6 protein-coding genes are annotated in these 19,127 nt (G+C 39.5%); 1 reads left to right on the top strand and 5 read right to left on the bottom strand.

What is annotated here, in order from left to right; all coding sequences use genetic code 11:
* Positions 1 to 97 precede the first annotated feature (97 nt).
* From AACU32_RS21965 to galE, 4 genes are all read right to left on the bottom strand, one after another.
* Positions 98 to 3,838, bottom strand: coding sequence for a polysaccharide deacetylase (locus AACU32_RS21965; RefSeq protein ID WP_096603231.1), 3,741 nt, complete (start codon positions 3,836 to 3,838; stop codon positions 98 to 100).
* 252 nt (positions 3,839 to 4,090) lie between these two features.
* Positions 4,091 to 9,544: a polysaccharide deacetylase gene (locus AACU32_RS21960; RefSeq protein WP_096603229.1), complete on the bottom strand. Its 5,454-nt coding sequence runs from the start codon at positions 9,542 to 9,544 to the stop codon at positions 4,091 to 4,093.
* Between the two features lie 255 nt (positions 9,545 to 9,799).
* Entirely contained in the window at positions 9,800 to 14,062 is a 4,263-nt protein-coding gene (locus AACU32_RS21955; RefSeq protein WP_096603227.1) for a polysaccharide deacetylase, read from the bottom strand.
* Positions 14,063 to 14,285: 223 nt separating this feature from the next.
* A complete protein-coding gene (gene galE, locus AACU32_RS21950) occupies positions 14,286 to 15,497 on the bottom strand; it encodes a UDP-glucose 4-epimerase GalE (protein WP_096603225.1) in 1,212 nt (403 codons plus the stop codon).
* 1,021 nt (positions 15,498 to 16,518) lie between these two features.
* Between galE and AACU32_RS21945 the strand changes: the two genes are divergently transcribed.
* The gene (locus tag AACU32_RS21945; RefSeq protein ID WP_339378162.1) at positions 16,519 to 18,207 is read left to right on the top strand and encodes a hypothetical protein; all 1,689 of its coding nucleotides are present in this window, start codon (positions 16,519 to 16,521) and stop codon (positions 18,205 to 18,207) included.
* Here AACU32_RS21945 and AACU32_RS21940 read toward each other — a convergent pair.
* Positions 18,186 to 18,998, bottom strand: a complete 813-nt coding sequence (locus AACU32_RS21940) for a spherulation-specific family 4 protein (RefSeq protein WP_339378161.1) — start codon at positions 18,996 to 18,998, stop codon at positions 18,186 to 18,188. The two genes, AACU32_RS21945 and AACU32_RS21940, sit on opposite strands and share 22 nt — an antisense overlap.
* Between the last annotated feature and the right edge of the window lie 129 nt (positions 18,999 to 19,127).

Here is a 19,127-nt window from a genome sequence, read left to right as displayed (position 1 = left end):
CTGCAACAGAGTGAACACTTACAATTAAGTGCCCACTCTGTATGAATTAAACATCCCACAAATTAAGAAAAAACATTAAAAAGCTATGAATTATTCGCTACATAAATTTGAAGGTGCTACTAATACTATTGACATTAGTATCTCCTTGAACAATTGCAATCAATTCATTTTGATTGGAAGTTCTCAAGAAAATCGCCGTACCTTTAGGTAAGCCTTTTGGTGAAGCACCTAAGAAATAGTTATCAGCACTACCATAGAGTTGGATTTTATCTCCCTCTTGGCTATTGAAATCAGTAATCAGCACATAGTCACCTAACCCCAAGTTGGTATTATTTCCATCATTGTAGTAAGCCTGATTGCGATCGCCAAGAATAAATAAATCACCTTCCTCGCCACCACTTAACTTATCAATCTCCCCTACTCCTGCCAATATATCCTTGGGATCTACACCCACAAGAGTATCTACACCTTTACCACCCCTGACATCATCATTACCTTTACCACCATACAAAGTATCATTATCGTCTAAACCGTCTAGTTTATCGTTACCGATATCGCCATAGAGTATGTCATCACCCTTAGCACCCTTGAGTTGATCGTCGCCATCACCGCCATATAAGGTATCGTTATTATCTCCACCATCTATAGTGTCATTATCAGCGTCCCCATAAATCAAATCATCCCCTATGTTTCCCCGAAGATTATCCTTACCATCACCACCATAAATCACATCATTACCTTGTCTGCCATCGATGGTGTCGTCACCGCCAAATCCGCTAATGATATCTCTACCTGAAGTACCTTGAATGTTGTCGTTTGCAGCCGTACCATTAATGATATTGCCACCTATCGGCAGACCATTTGGAGTTAATTTCACCTTACCAGTATGTTGGGTAAGACCATTGAAATTCATCTCGAGAATCTCACCCTTGAGAGTTGTCGTGCTTGCACCTTCAGTCACAAGATTCAATCCCGTGGGATTTTTTAAATCTAAGACAACTTTCCCCTCACCAAAGAAGGAAAATTCTAAATCTGTGCCATTACCAACAGTAGACGTGAGTTGGGCACGCATGGGCAAGTCAATAATATGGGTAACATCATCTGCAATTGTGCCCAAATTAATCGTAAATTGACCGCCATTGGCAGGTAAAAATACCGTATCTTTATCGTAAGCATACCAATTATTCACACTTTGAATCGTTTGAGTAGGCTCGACATTCAAACCAAAAGTGCCCACATTAGTAGCCACAACATTAGCCGTAATCGTATTGCCACTACTATCAATAAATAACTGTGATTTCTCAAAGGTTTTGATGCGGTTACTTAAATCGGCGACGGTAACAAATTCCGTATTATCGTTGTATGCCTGGGCAATAAAATTCGTAAACATTGCCTCAGTGTAAGGCGAGGGGATGTTATCCTCTGGATCTGTATCCCACAATGTCGGGCCATAATCGTGCCAAGGAAAATGGATGATTGCTTGGGCGGCGTGATTGGTTAAGCCAGTGTATTCTTTAATCCATTCAGCAGAGGCTTGTTGTGGTGTTAACTTACGAAACTCCACCAAGGAAAAGTCAAAGGACATGTTTGGCGCAAAGTAGACATAATCGCTACCCGGAAACATGAAGCCAAAAGCATTGGGATAACCTGCACCGACACTGGCATATCCACCAGAAACATAGGATAAGTATTTCTGAAGTTCTTGGGAAACTCCTAAACCTTCTGGGTTTCCCGGAATTGCTGCACCTACGACTGGAACTCTTAACCTTTGGGAGATGATTGATTTTGATTGATTAAATTCAAACTCCAATTGTGCGGGAGTTAATTGATCGGTGAATTCTGGGTGCGTATAGGAATGGGTACCAATTTCATTTTGGAGTGCTAGGATTTGGTTATAGTAAGGCTTGGAGACAGTCCAATCGGTAAATTGCTCATCCGCGCGATTGTTACCGACATTAATGTAGTATGAGCCGACAAAATTATAGTCGTTTTTCCATTGGCTCAGAATCGGCAGCAGGCGATCGTAAATCCCTGGAGTATTACCTTCAGGATTGACATCTAAAGATTCCTGAGACTGATCCATGTCATTGCGAGAGATAAAAATACTCGCATCCCGACTCATGTTTAAAGCCACTTTGGGTTTATTATCTAACACAGCCCATTGCAATGCTTGCCAGACTAAATTGTTATCACCCATGAATCCTTCAGTGGCAAAATGCACGTTTCTACCACCGGTTTGCGTCGCTAGTACAGCATTGTTCTTTACCCCATTTACCAAAAAATCTGCGAGGACTGTGGGTGTTTTATTGTCTGTAGTATCTGCATCACCATAGCTATTAAAAAAAATGCCGTTATAACTACGAATCGCCTCGTCCGTAGAGTAACCTTGCATCACTGGATGAGCAATATCCTCAGCGTTGAGAATCCCATTAACAGGCCCACCGCCACCAGTTCTAGTCACATTCAACAACTGCTTCATCCGGATGTATGAATCTCCGGCTAAAGCCTTATTATTTTCATCGTTAGTTAAGAAATCTCCAGCAGTAATCAGTCCAATATTATATTTGTAGACTGCTTGTGTGAGTGTATTTTGAATTGCATCCAGCTTTGCCAGAGGCACATTTCGGAAAGAAGGAAATATCAGCGCATCATAATTAACAACCTTACTCAGGTCTGTCAAGTCATTTTCGGTGAGAATATCAAAGGGTATACCCGCCTGCATCGCTTGGCTTTGCATCGACAGGAACAGTTGGGTATACGCTTTGTCTTGAAAGAAGTTTTTCGCTGTTGTTTCGGAAAATACTATGCCTACCTTTTTACTAAAATCTGTTCTTGCTGGTAAAACTGATGGTGTCGCATAAACCGTATATTTTTGCGTAGAATAATCAGAGGGTAAAAATGTTTTGTTATTAATATCGACCACCACATCAATTGCCTGTGGCGCTCCATTCAGGAGGGATATTGGGACTGCGAATTCGACGATTTGATTATTAGTACCATAGGCATAGTTTAATGGACCTTTGACAAAATTTTCTCCGTCTGCACCTGTATAAAGATAGGGTTTATCATTACTAAAGAAGTTGACGTTATATTCTGCTCCCCCAATTCCCGTTAAGCCAAATATTTGATAGCCTGTGAGCGAATTTCTATCTGTATTCAGCCATAAGGTTGTGCCCGCACCTATCTGTTCATTACTCGATTTAAAGGCGAAAACATAAGCATCACCTGCATACTTTCCATAGAGTTCGTATCCTGGTACTCTTGTCCCAGGAAGATCATCTAATCTATCTGCTGATGTCCAATCACTTAAGTTGCCATCCAGGCTAATATTACCGTATGTAGCGGCTAACTCTAATGTTCTGGCTTGTCCATTGATGATGACATTAGTTGTATCATTCTCACTTTTCAAGCCTAAGAGTTGAGTTGGAGTTAGCTCTTTACCTTGGACTATTGCTGTAAAAATTGCTCCTTCATCGCCCTGTGCATCTTCTCTATTTATCTGCGAATCTATATAATGTCCTAATTCTTCTATGAGAACACCAACACTTTTACCTGCATCATTTAAAATTGCTGAGGATAAATAAATTGTGTTGTTAAAACTACCAAATGCTCCTTTTCCTCCATTTATTTCTACAGGCTCAACTATTTTTACTTCTGGTAAGTTTGTATAGTTGATGATTCCAGTAATGACATTCTTGGCTTTCTCTTTATTCCACTTCTCCCCAAATGCTAGGTTCATTTTGGACGTATAATCAGCAGATCTGAAGAATTCACTAATATTATTTATTGCTCTTTTTAAAATCTCTTCCAGGTTGTTCTTCAGCAGTTCATTACTCATAATAATTTCACTTTTAAAACATATAAAGTAAAAAAAATAACTACTGTGCAATATTTAATAACACAGTAAACTACGGTTGATTCAGAGAAATCCCAAATGTTTTTGGGTAGGTATACAATTGCAAAATCTTGATTTTCGCTGCTGACTGCGATCGGTGCAATTGCTAGCTTGTGTGCAACTTTGTTTTAGTGGACTCAACAGAGGTAAAGTTTCTCTGTTGAGTTAATCAACCAATCTCAATGCTATAAGTTGTTAAACAAAGCTCAAGCCGCTAGTAATAGCAGTCACACTAGTATCTCCTTGAACAATTGCAATCAATTCATTTTGATTAGAAGTTTTCAGGAAAATTGCTCTACCTGTAGGTAAGCCAGTTGGGGAAGCACCTAAGAAATAGTTACTAGAATTGCCAAAGAGTTGGATCTTATCTCCTTGAGCAATACGGAAGTCAGTAATCAGCGCATAATCACCTAACCCTAGGTTGGCATTATTTCCATCATTGTAGTAAGCCTGATTGCGATCGCCTAGAATAAATAAATCAGCCTCTGTACCACCAGTTAAGGTATCAATCTCTCCTGCTCCTGCCAAGATATCGTTGGGGTTTACACCAATGAGAGTATCGATACCCTTACCACCCAAGACACTATCATTACCTCGACCAGCGTACAAAGTATCATTATTGTCACCACCATCTAGCAGATCGTTACCGATATCACCATAGAGTATATCGTTACCCACGCCAGCCTTGAGTTGATCATCGCCATCACCACCATTCAGGATATCATCGCCAGCGTTCCCAGTGAGGATGTCATTGCCAGCGTTCCCAGTGAGGATGTTATTAGCAGCGTTCCCAGTAATATTATTGTTGAGATTATTACCTATACCCTCAGTAGCTAATGTACCTGTTAAAGTGAGATTTTCAACGTTATCTGTCAAAGTGTAGCTAATTGAGGCACTAACGGTATCTATGCCTGAATTAACGTTTTCAGCGATCGCATCTCCTATACTATCCACTGTATAGCTATCGTTGCCAACTCCACCGTAGAGAGTATCATTACCAGTGCCACCAATCAAACTATCGTCGCCATCATCGCCATTCAGGATATCATCGCCAGCACCACCGTTGAGGCTATCATTGCCAGCGTTTCCAGTGAGGATGTTATTACCAGCGTTCCCAGTGAGGATGTTATTAAGATTGTTACCGATACCGTTGATAGCTGATGTACCAGTTAAGGTGAGATTTTCAACGTTATCTGCCAAAGTGTAGCTAATTGAGGCACTAACGGTATCTATGCCTGAATTGATGTTTTCAATGATTACATCTCCTAAACTATCCACCGTATACTTATCGTTGCCAACTCCACCATAGAGACTATCATTGCCAGTACCACCAATCAGAGTATCGTTGCCATCACCAGCATAAATCACATCATTTCCCGCTTTCCCATCAATGCTATCGTCACCGCCAAATCCGCTAATGATATCTCTAGCTGAAGTACCTGCAATGATGTTGTTTGCATCCGTACCGTTAATGATATTACCCACGGGATTGACAGTCACACTAAAAGTATCATCAACAGTTAAATCGTTAGAATTACCACGAACAGTAACTTGTGCAGTACCAAACTGATTGGGTAAATATTGCAGTGTTAAAGAATTACCCACAATACTGGCATTAACCAAGGTGTTATTGCTATTAGTCACAACCGCCTTAGTGATGGCAGTCGGATCATTATCAATATCAGTAAAGACACTGCCTAAATTAATAATTGTGTTAGCAGAACCTTGATTAACAAAAATATCGGCAATTGGAGTAACCACAATCGGCGCATCATCTACAGGCACAACGTTAACTGTAAAGGTATTATCGACGGTTTTGCCGTTGGATATGCCATTAATAGTAATTGCCGCCGTCCCAAATTGGTTAGGTTGATAAGCAAAAATCAAGGCATTATTAACAATGCTGGCATTAACTAAACTACTGTTGCTATTAGCTGAAAGCGTCTTGATAATTGCACTAGGATCATTATCAATATCAGTGAAGACCTGGCTTAAATCAATAATGGTGTTAGGTGCATCTTCACTACTATTCACATCCACAATAGGGTTGGCTACTGTAGGTGCATCATCCACAGGAGCAACATTAACTGTAAAGGTATGATCAACAGTTTTGCCATTAGATGTACCGCTAATGGTAATTGCCGCCGTACCAAATTGATTAGGTAAATAAGCCAGAACTAAGTTATTACCATCAATACTCGCATTAACTAAACTACTATTGCTGTTAGCCTGAAGCGTCTTGATAATTGCAATAGGATCGTTATCAATGTCAGTGAAGACCTGGCTTAAATCAATAATAGTGTTAGGCGCATCTTCGCTACTATTCACATCTGTGATAGGGTTGGCTACTATAGGTGCATCATCCACAGCAGTAACGTTAACTGTAAAGGTATTATCAACAGTTTTGCCATGAGATGTACCGCTAATAGTAATTTCTGCCGTACCAAATTGATTAGGTAAATAAGCCAGAATCAACTCATTGTTAACAATACTGGCATTAACCAAACTACTGTTGCTGTTAGCTGGAATCGTCTTGATAATTGCACTAGGATCATTATCAATATCCGTGAAGACATTACTTAAATTAATAACAGTATTTGCGGCATCCTCAAGTACGCTGACATCGGCAATTGGGTTAGCTACTGTAGGGGGAGTATCCGGAGCTAATGTCACTTTACCAGTATGTAGACTCACACCGCTAAAATTCATCTCAAGAATCTCACCGTTGAGAGTCGTATTACTTGCACCTTGAGTAGCAATATTCAATCCAGTAGGATTTTTTAAATCTAAGACAACTTTACCCTCACCAAAAAATGTAAATTCTAAATCTGTACCATCCCCAAGAACAGACTTCAATTCGCCACGCATGGGTAGGTCAATAATATGGGTCACATCATCTTGAAGAGTTCCCAAATTGATCGTAAATTGACCGCCATTAGCTGGTAAAAATACCGTATCTTTATCGTAAGCATACCAGTTATTGACACTCTGGATTGTTTGAGTCGGATCAATATTCAGACCAAAAGTGCCTACATCAGTAACTCCTGCAACAGTAGCAGTAATAGTATTTGTACTAGGATAATCGAGAGTTAATTGTGATTTCTCAAAAGTTTTGATGCGATCGCTCAAATCAGCAACGGTGACAAACTCCGTATTATCGTTGTACGCTCTGGCAATAAAATTAGTAAACATTGCCTGAGTGTAAGGCGAAGGGATGTTATCCTCTGGATCTGTATCCCAGACTGTCGGAGCATAATCATGCCAAGGAAAATGGATGATGGCTTGGGATGCATGATTGGTTAACCCAGTGTACTCTTTAAGCCATTCGGCTTCGGCTAGTTGTGGTGTTAACTTGCGAAATTCCACCAGGGAAAAGTCGAAGGACATGTTCGGGGCAAAATAGACATAATCACTACCCGGAAACATAAACCCAAAAGCATTGGGATAACCTGCACCCACACTGGCATATCCACCAGAAACATAAGATAAATATTTCTGAAGTTCTTGGGAAACTCCTAAACCTTCTGGGTTTCCGGGAATCGCTGCACCTTTGACTTGAATTCCTAACTGTTGCTCAATAACTAATTTCGATTGGTTGAATTCAAACTCCAATTGCGCAGCAGTTAATTGATCAGTAAATTCTGGGTGAGTATAAGAATGGGTACCAATTTCATTTTGCAGAGCCAGCATTTGCTCATAGTAAGGCTTGGAAATATTCCAATCAGTAAATTGCTCATTTGCGGGATTGTTACCGACATTAATATAGTATGAGCCGACAAAATTATAGTCATTTTTCCATTGCGTCAGGATGGGAAGCAGTTTATCGTAAATCCCTGGAGTGGTTCCTGAAGGATTAACATCAGCATATTCCTGAGACTGATCCATGTCATTGCGAGAGATAAAAATACTCTCATCCCGACTCATGTTTAAAGCCACTTTGGGTTTGTTATCTAAAACAGCCCATTGCAATGCTTGCCAGACTAAATTGTTATCAGCCATGAATCCCGGAGTGCTAAAGTGGACATTTCTGCCTCCGGTTTGCGTCGCTAAAACAGCATTGTTCTTCTCCCCATTTACCTCAAAATCTGCAAGAACTATAGGTGCTTTATCATCTATAGGGTCAGCATCACCATAACTATTAAAAGTGATATTGTTGTAAGTACGAATTACCTCATCAGTAGAGTAGCCTTTCATCACTGGATGAGTAATATCTTCAGTGTTGAGAATGCCATTTACAAGTATATTTTCGGGGCTACCACCAATTCTAGTCACATTCAACAACTGCTTCATCCGGATGTAGGAATCTCCGGCTAAAGCATTATTATTTTCATCGTTAGTTAAGAAATCTCCGGCGGTAATAATCCCGATGTTATAGTTATACACTGCATGTGTGAGTGTATTTTCAATAGCATCTAGTTTCGCCAGAGGCACATTTGCGAAGTAGGGAAAGATTAGCGCATCATAATTGACAACTTTATTGATATCAGTTAAGTCATCTTCCGTGAGGATATCAAAGGGTATACCCGCCTGCATCGCTTGGCTTTGCATCGACATGAACAGTTGGGTATACGCTTTATCTTGAAAGAAGTTTTTCGCTGTTGTTTCCGAAAATACTATGCCTACCTTTTTACTAAAATCTGTCCTTGGTGGTAAAACTGGTGGTGTGGCATAAACCGTATATTTTTGCGTAGAATAATCAGATGGTAAAAATGTGTCATTATTAATATCGACTACCACATCAATTGCTTGTGGCGCTCCATTGAGCAGAGATATGGGCACGGCGAATTCGACTATTTGATTATTCGTACCATAGCCATAGTCTAAGGGACCTGTGACAAAATTTTCTCCGTCTGCACCTGTATAAAGATAGGGTTTATCATCACTAAAAAAGTTGACGTTATATTCTGCTCCCCCAATTCCCGTTAAACCAAATATTTGATAGCCTGTGAGCGAATTTCTATCTGTATTTAGCCATAATGTTGCGCCCGCACCTATCTGTTCGCTATTCGATTTAAAGGCGAAAACATAAGCATCACCTGCGTACTTTCCATAGAGTTCGTATCCTGGTACTCTTGTCCCAGGAAGATCATCTAATCTATCTGCTGATGTCCAATCACTTAAGTTGCCATCGAGGGTAATATTACCGTATGTAGCGGCTAACTCTAATGTTCTGGCTTGTCCATTGATGATGACATTAGTTGTATCATTCTCACTTTTCAACCCTACCAGTTGTGTTGGCGTTAGCTCTTTACCTTGGACTATTGCGGCAAAAATTGCTCCTTCATCGCCCTGAGCATCTTGAATATTTATCTGCGAATCTATAAAATGCCCTAGTTCTTCTATCAGGACATCAACACTTTTGACTGGGTCATTTAAAATTGCTGTCGATAAATAAATCGTTTGCTTAACACTGCCATAAGCACCTTGTCCTCCATTAATTTCTAAGGATTCAACTATTTTAATTTCGGGGATGTTTGTATAGGTTATTAATCCTTGAATTACATTCTTAGCTTTTGTTTCATCCCATTTCTCTCCAAATGCTAAATTCATCTTTTCAGCATAATCTGGAGAGGTAAAGAATTCACTGATGTTATTTATTGCTCTTTTTAGCAATTCTTCAACATTAGGCATTAACAGACTATTATTCATAAGTTTTTATTTTTTTAAGATATGTAATTTTCCAAAACTGACTAATATCCAATAATTAATAATACAAAAATCTGTAGTTAATTCCGGCAAATAAAAGATGATTTTTGTATATATAAAATCAAAAATATATTAATTTTATATACTTACTTTTTGTGACTTGCACTTTCTTTTTTAGCTGACTCAACAGAGGTACACTTGTATGGAAGTGTCTTCCTCTGTATGAGTTAATCACGCAAACTAAAGGCTAGTAATTATTTAGCTCACATAGCTGAAACTGCTACTAGTAAGACTCAGGCTATTAAATCCTTGAATCGCTCCTATTAGCTCATCCTGACCGCCAGTTCTTAAGTAAAGCGCGCTATGGAAGCCCAATGATAAACTAAATGAAAGATTATTGATTCTATAGTTGGCGGCGCTACCAAAAAGTTGGATTTTATCTCCCTCAAAGGTACTGAAGTCTGTAATTAGAGCATAGTCACCCGTGCCAGAGCTAAGATTATTACCATCATTGTAGTAAGCCTTAGTTCTATCACCGAGAACAAATAAATCAGCTTGAGTACCACCAGTTAAGGTATCAATTTCTCCTGCTCCAGCTAAAGTATCATTGGGGTTGACACCAATCAGAGTGTCAATTCCTGAGTCACCAACTAATCGGTCACTATTTTTACCACCAGTAAGGGTATCGTTATTTGAGCCACCGAATAACGTATCGTTACCAGCGTCCCCATAAATTAAATCATCCCCTAAACTTCCCAAAACATAATCGTTACCATCGCCACCATAAACAACATCATTACCCTCTCTAGGATCTATGGTGTCATTACCACCAAATCCGCTAATGATATCTCTACCTGAAGTACCTAAAAGAGAGTTGTTTGCAGCAGTACCATTAATGATATTGCCCACAGGGTTAACAGTGACACTAAAAGTATCATCAACTGTTTTACCGCCAGATGTACCACGCACAGTCACTTGCGCATTACCAAATTGATTGGGTAAATATTGCAAGGTTAAAGAATTACCCACAATTGAGGCATTCACCAAGGTGTTATTGCTATTGGTGACAATTGACTTAGTAATCGCCGCAGCATCGTTATCTATATCAGTAAAGACACTACCTAAATTAATATTAGTGTTAGCAGAACCTTGATTAACAATAACATCAGCAATTGGAGTAACCACAGTCGGCGCATCATCCACAGGCGCAACGTTGACTGTAAAGGTATCATCAACAGTTTTGCCATTAGATGTACCAGTAATAGTAATTGTCGCAGTCCCAAATTGATTCGGTAGATAATCCAGAGTCAGATTATTGTTAACAATGCTGGCATTAACTAAGCCACTATTGCTATTAGCTTTAACTGTCTTAGTAATGCCAGTAACAGCGTTATCAATATCTGTGAAGACATTACTTAAATTAATTACAGTATCTGCTGCATCCTCAAGTACGCTGACATCGGCAATTGGGTTAGCTACTGTTGGGGGAGTATCTGGAGCTAATGTCACTTTGCCAGTGTGTAGACTCAGACCGCTAAAATTCATCTCGAGAATCTCACCGTTGAGAGTCGTACTACTTGCACCTTGAGTGACAATATTCAATCCAGTGGGATTTTTTAAATCTAAGACAACTTTACCCTCACCAAAGAATGTAAATTCTAAATCAGTGCCATTACCGATAACAGACTTCAATTCGCCACGCATTGGTAGGTCAGTAATATGGGTCACATCATCTTGAAGAGTTCCCAAATTGATTGTAAATTGACCGCCATTAGCTGGTAAGAATACCGTATCTTTATCGTAGGCATACCAACCATTCACACTTTTAATGGTTTGAGTTGGATCGATATTTAAACCAAAAGTCCCTACATTAGTAACTCCTGCAACAGTAGCAGTAATAGTATTTGCACTGGGATAATCAATAGTTAATTGTGATTTCTCAAAAGTTCTGATGCGATCGCTTAAATCTAACGCGGTAATAAACTCTGTATTATCCTTGTATGCTCTGGCAAGGAAATTAGTAAACATTGCCTGATTGTAAGGCGAGGGTAGATTATCCTCTGGACTAGTATCCCACGCTGTAGGGCCATAATCATGCCAAGGAAAATGAATGATAGCTTGGGCTGCATGATTGGTTAAACCAGTATATTCTTTAAGCCATTCTGCTTCCGCTTGCTGTGTTGTTAACTTGCGAAACTCTACCAGCGAAAAATCAAAGGACATGTTCGGGGCTAAATAGACATAATCCTTACCCGGAAACATAAAGCCAAAAGCACTGGGATAACCTGCACCTACACTTGCATAACCACCAGAAACATAGGATAGGTATTTCTGAAGCTCTTGGGAAACTCCTAAACCTTCTGGTGCGCCGGGAATCGCTGCGCCTGAAACTTGAATTCCTAACTGTTGCTCAATGACTAATTGTGATTGGTTAAATTCAAACTCCAACTTAGTAGCATATTGTGCATCAGTGAGAGTGGGAGTTATAGGAGCCGACGCATTATTTTCTTTATAGGTGTTCTGATTTGTGTCTTCGGGGTGAGTATAAGAGTGGGTACCAATTTCGTTTTGTAGAGCCAGGATTTGATTATAGTAAGGCTTGGAGACAGTCCAGTCAGTCACTTGCCCATTTGCTGGATTGTTACCCACATTGATGTAGTATGACCCGACAAAATTATAGTCGTTTTTCCATTGTGTCAGAGTCGGCAGCAGGCGATCGTAAATCCCTGGAGTAGTTCCCACCGGATTCACATCCTCAGCTTCCTGAGACTGATCCATATCAGTCCGCGAAACAAATATACTTGCATCCCGGCTCATGTTTAACGCTACTTTGGGTTTGTTATCAAGAACAGCCCATTGCAATGCTTTCCACAGTAAATTGTTATCTCCCATGAACCCTTCAGTGGCAAAATGGACGTTTCTACCACCGGTTTGTGTTGCTAGTACAGCATTATTTTTCTGCCCATTTACCAAAAAATCTGCGAGAACTATGGGTGTTTTATTGTCTGTACTATCTGCATCACCATAGCTATTAAAAAAGATGCCGTTATAACTACGAATCGCCTCGTCCGTAGAATAACCTTGCATCACTGGATGAGCAATATCCTCAGCGTTGAGAACACCATTGACTGGCCCACCGCCACCAGTTCTAGTCACATTCAACAACTGCTTCATCCGGATGTAGGAATCTCCGGCTAAAGCATTATTATTTTCATCGTTAGTTAAAAAGTCTCCAGCTGTAATCAGTCCAATATTATATTTGTAGACGGCTTGTGTGAGTGTATTTTGAATTGCATCCAGCTTCGCCAGAGGTACATTTCGGAAAGAAGGAAATATCAGCGCATCATAATTAACAACCTTGCTGAGGTCTGTTAAGTCATTCTCTGTGAGAATATCAAAGGGAATACCCGCCTGCATTGCTTGGCTTTGCATCGACAGGAAGAGTTGGGTATAGGCTTTATCTTGAAAGAAATTTTTCGCTGTAGTTTCCGAAAATACTATCCCAACCTTCTTACTAAAGTCTGTTCTTGGTGGTAAAACAGAAACCGTATATTTTTGAGATGAATAATTAGACGGTAAAAATGTTTGGTTATTAATATCCGTCAAAACATCAATTGCTTGTGGCGCTCCATTTAAAAGTGCTATTGGAACGGCGAATTCAACTATTTGATTATTAGTACCATAGGCATAGTTTAAAGAACCACCGACCAAATTGGCTCCGGCTCCTCCTGTGTATAAAGAGGGTACATTATCTGTAAAGAAATCAACGTTATATTCGGCTCCTCCTACTCCAGTCTGACCAAATATTTGATAACCTGTACTCGCATTTCTGTCTGTATTTAGCCAGAATGTTGTGCCCGCACCTATCGCTTGGGTATCCGATTTCAAGGCGAATACATAAGCATCTCCTGCATACTTTCCATAGATTTCGTATCCTGGTATTCCTGTTCCAGGAAGAAAATCTAATCTCTCTGCTGATGTCCAATCACTTAAGTTACCATCGAGGCTAATATTACCGTAGGTAGCTGCTAGCTCTAATGTTCTGGCTTCTCCATTGATGATGACATTTGTTGTATCGTTCTCACTTTTCAACCCTAAGAGTTGAGTTTGAGTTAGCTCTTTACCTTGGACGATTGCGGCAAAAATTGCTCCTTCATCGCCCTGTGCATCTTGAATATTTATCTGCGAATCTATAAAATGCCCTAGTTCTTCTATCAGGACATCAACACTTTTGACTGCATCATTTAAAAGCGCTTTTGATAAATAAATTGTCTGGTTAAAACTCCCAAAAGCTCCTTGTCCACCATTTATTTCTAAAGAGTCAACTACTTGAATTTCTGGGAGGTTTGTATTGTTGATGATTCCCGCAATTACCTTCTTGGCTTTCTCTTGATCCCACTTTTCTCCAAATGCTAAATTCATTTTCTGCGCATACTCAGCAGATGTAAAGAATTCGCTAATGTTATTTATTGCTCTTTTTAATACCTCTTCGAGGTCGATTATCAACAGATCATTACTCATGATTTTTTACACCCTTAAAGGTAAATATTTAACCAAAATTCACTAGAGGATTCACATTTATTTTTTGAAATTTAGGTATTGCTATAGGTTACAAACCCAAGATAGGGTAGGCATTGCTAACCCTAAACTTAAACTTCAGGATTAAGTTAATTATTCAAAAAACCGGATTCCTCTAGTAAAAAATTCTCAAGAAAGCTCAAGAAAATTCAGTATTTGTTGTGATTTACACTTGCAACCAAATGCCTTGTTTTCTCCAAGTTTGCTCTAACAAAAATTTTTCCAGCATTTGAGTGGAAATAATTGACTTATGCACCAATATTTCCCCTAATTTCTGCTTAGTGACTAATTGCTCGTGTAAAGCTCGTTCTAATTCGGTCGATGAAATAATTTTGTTTTCTAGCAATAGAGCACCTAGCCGGAAATTCTGTTGTGCTAGCTGTTTTTCTAATGTGGCCAAAGCAATTAATTTTTTCTCCCAGTTTAAAGCTGTAGAGACAATGGTTTCTAAATTGTTGTATTTGGGTTCCCAACCTAATATGGTGCGAATTTTATCAGCGCTGGCTACAACACAAGCCGGATCTCCTGCTCGTCGTTGGTTTTCAATTACAGGAAAGTCTACTCCAGAGATTTTCTGCACCATCTTTAAGACTTCCCGCACGCTATAGCCTTGACCATAACCACAGTTGAATATTTGACTGTCATTTCCTGCTTCGAGATACTGCAACGCATCAACATGGGCTGTAGCTAAATCTTCCACATGGATGTAATCTCTAATTCCCGTTCCATCTGCGGTGGGAAAGTCTGTTCCAAAGATATTCACACAGGGACGACGACCTAAAGCTGCATCACAAGCCACTTTAATTAAGTGTTCTGCTTTCTTGGCAGACTGACCTAACTTTCCTGTAGTATCTGCTCCAGCGACATTAAAGTAACGTAAAATCACGTATTTTAATCCAGATGCTTGCGCAAAGTCTTGGATAATTTGTTCGCTCATCAGCTTGGAACGACCATAGGGATTCATGGGTTTGGTCGGTGATAACTCTGTTACGGGATATTCCTCAGGTTGACCATAAACCGCAGCTGTACTAGAAAAAATTATTTTTTTTACATCAAATAATTGACAACAATGCAATAAATTCAGGGTATTACAAGTATTATTTGTATAGTAATCAAGAGGTTTTACTACTGACTCTGGTACAGATAGATGAGCTGCAAAATGCAAAACTGCATCAAATTTGTGTTGACTAAATGTTTGAGATAATAAATTTTTATCGTCGAGACTACCAATAATTAGTTCACCATAAATTACTGATGCTGCTGAACCTGTAGAGAGGTTGTCATAAACCACTACATCATAGCCAGCTTCTCCTAATTGACGGATTGTATGGGAGCCAATATAACCTGCTCCTCCGGTTACTAATATTTTTTTAGCCATCTTTTTCTCCCTAAATGATAATGAAATTTTTTTGTCTGCCTCAAAAAATAAATTTTTCAGCATGTATACATCAAAAAGTTGGCTAGAAGTGAAACTAATCACCCTCTATCCTGAAATGATGTTGAAACTTTAGATGTTCAACCAATACGTTTCAATCGTTAGATTTTTTTGAGAATTGAAAATCTATTTTTAGAGATGGTATTGGCGAATTTTTAGGATACTTTTCAAATTAACTAACTTATTTATTCATAATCAACCTGATGAGCATCTGAACCATATTGTCTTACGTAAATACTTATTAAAAAATAAATTCTTGGTAAATTTTCCAGTACATAAATTTTCGTTGTTTTATTCATAATGCAAATATGATGTTACTACACCTCGATAAATTTACTGATCTGTTTTTTAACCAGATTGTGCAAGTTTATTTTTTTGACATAAAACTGCATTTTTTTAAATCTTTTGTTAATTATTGGTATTATTTCAGACTGTTTACAATAAATAGCTAAATTTTATGTAATAAAAACTACCGTTTTCAACATATTACACTTTCTATAAAGAATCAATAAACTATCTATAAAGTCTCGGTTAAAACAAGTAAAAACACTAATTTTACTTTCTTCATATGTTCCTCATTTTAAAATGATAAAATAACTTTGAATAGGTAATTACCATGTTTAAATAAGCTTGGGGGTTAAAACCTAGTACTGGTGTGCGGAATTCAAAAAGCTCACCATATCAGATGTTCGCGCCATTGTGAGGGATGGCTTTATTTCCGCTATTGTGTACTAAATTTACAATTATCAAGGTTGCAAGAGTAGCCTTAATGTGTATATCTAGAACCCTTGAATTGACAGTTGCTGCTAGCTGAGTTTTGATTGACTAAGAGATATTAATGTAAATTATTGTGTTAGTTCTGCAAACCTTTATTTTTGATTTGCTCACTACTATATGGGTAGCCATAGTGCTTGTCATTGTGTTTATCTGGCTGCCCAGCGTAATTTTTACTTTTCCGAAAACAATGCCTTGGCCAAGTCGAATAGTAAGTGGCTGGGCGCGAATGTTGCTAGTCACTTTCATAGGGGTTTGGTTGTTGAGTGCCTTGCATTTGTTTAGCTGGTTTACTCTAGTACTTTTATATAGCGGTTGTTTGCTTCTACCCTGGCTGCAACAGCATGATTGGCGTGTTAAAAAGCAGTTGAATCTGATATGCCACAGGGTAGGATTTGCTGTGTTAGATGCTCTAGATCAAGGCTTTTTACCAAAAATTCTTCAGGTTGTTGATAGAAGTTGGCAGGCGGGAAAAAAACAACTGGCGATCGCTCAGCAAGTAATCGCGATCGCCTTCTCACAAACAATACTGGAGGTTCTGCTACTCACTGTTATCCTGACGTTTGCTGTATTACTGCGATTTGAGCATCCTTTGCAGGAACTGCGTTTGGGAAATCCAGATAGTTATAGTATTCTGCTGGCTACCAGGCAACTCATAGCAGGGGATTGGCCAGGACAGATTCACTCTTTTCCCGCCTTCTCTACTTTAGCTAGCGTCTTATCGCTGTTGGGTGCGATTGATGCCATGCAGGTGATCCGCTTCCTGGGGCCCCTCTTAGGCTGTCTATTGGTGCTAAGTGTCGGCTATGGTATCGGTGTGATTTCTCAGCATAAAACAGCTGCTATTGGTGCGATGTGTAGCTTAGGGGCTTATCTGTTCACTTCCCATCGACATATTCCTGAATTTGCTCCGATTTGGTTACAGCAATGGCTAACAACAGTAACTCAAAGTTTGAATTCCTCCTTAATCCGCCAATGGGCAGGGGATAACTTAGAAATTGGAGTTATGTTTTTGGTTTTAGGTTTAGGACGAGGTTGGGAAGCTTCTAAAAGTAAATATCGTCGAGAAGCGTTGATTGATGCAGTTTGCTGCTTAACGATCGTGGCAATTATTAAACCAACGTTGCTGATTCTGGCATTCATCGGCGGAATCAGCTTCATTGGTGGAGGGAGATTAGCACTAACTGTAGTTACTATTAGTTGGATAATATTGGCTTTAGGCTTTGCTTTCCCGGAAAATCCCTTGGGATGGGAAAGCACTTTTTTAGTCACACTACCTGTAGGACTAAGCTGGCTTTGGGGACTGGTGTTAATCCCCAGCAGCTGGTTGCTGAGTCTGATATTAGGTTTATGGTCTGAGATTATCTGCGTGATTTTGATGTTGGCGATCGCAATTAACTTTTTGTTGCCACTTTCTCCGAAACTCAGCTATCTCGAATATGAAATGGCTGCGCGTAAAACCCTAGAACTACGAGTTAGATTCCCCATCAAGCGCTGGGTGATTGTCGCCCCCATTGAACAACTAGCAGAAAGTTATGGTGCTGGCTGGTATGAGGATCTGGGGTTATTTGTGGAGAAGTATGGATCTAAAGTCAGCAAACCTGATTTTCACTTCCGTTATTCAGTACCAAATCTGTTTATCTTTGTCGAAAAACGACCCTTGGTTACAGGACTGAGTGAAAGCCAAATGCTTCCCTACTCTGTTTTATCTGACCCTACCTATCGTAACTATCGCTCATCGGCAGGTCGTGCCAGCTTACAATTTACAGCATTGCAGATGTGTGAGACTTATCGTCACCTCCATGAACAGGAGGTGGCTATCTATTATGAAGATAATGACTTGAGAATCTATCAAGTTCAGCTTCCTGAAGACCTCTGAACTTTTTGATTTAAAGACCGGATATGATTTACTTCCTCTTGCCAGTAAGAGGGTAAGCTGTTCCAAGGATCTTTGTCGGGATTATCAGGGCTATCATCTGTGATGTAGATATATTGGATATTGCGTGCCACAGCCTGATTAATATGTTGTTTCATTGTGGCAACATCAGGAACGGTGTGAATTAAACAGGAAAAATGCCCAGACTCGTAATTTTTGACATAGGTCTGAGGCTGGTATTGATTCCAAGCAGTTGAATAATTTTCAAAAATGACTAGGTTATCCCCTGCTGGTCGAGTCAGATATCCTTGATCGGTTTGAGTACCTTGGTTGAGTACAACCATTTTCAGTTGGGGCTGAGTTTTAATGTGTTTGTAAATTTCCTGGTAGTAGTTGAGCTTGTCTGCCCCACTGGCGGCTTCATCTAAGAAAATCCCATCAAGATGAAAATGCTTAGCGTAGATATCAATATCAGCTTTGACTTGAGAGATGTCGCGTTTGCCGTAATTCGTAGCCACATAACCCAGGATTGTTACACCCCCTTGTTTGAGGTCTTGAATACCTCTGGCATAATCTCTGTTTGGTGGGCCATTATTGGGGCCATTATTGGGATTAATAATGGCAGTAATCGGGACTTGACTTGCAGCCGCAGCTATTTTCGGCCAAGTATAAGCTTCGGGATTGTACCAGGTAGGATAGGAATAAAGAGGGATGAGAATTTTAGTTTGAGCCGTGGCAGTTTCTGGCTTAATCCCATTACTACAAGCAAGTGTTGCTGTCAATAAACCACTCATAATCAATTTGCGTGTTGTTTTGAAATAAAGATTCATATATTTAGATAAGTTCAGTCGCCGTTAAAAATTGTAATTAAGACAAGATAGAGGGCACATTTAGACTTGGCTGACTTCGACTTCGCTCACTTC

Origin of the sequence: Calothrix sp. NIES-2100 (assembly GCF_963875285.1) — a bacterium.
Taxonomy (GTDB): domain Bacteria; phylum Cyanobacteriota; class Cyanobacteriia; order Cyanobacteriales; family Nostocaceae; genus Aulosira.
The sequence above is the reverse complement of the archived record's forward strand: the minus strand, read 5'-3'. Positions and strand labels throughout refer to the sequence as shown.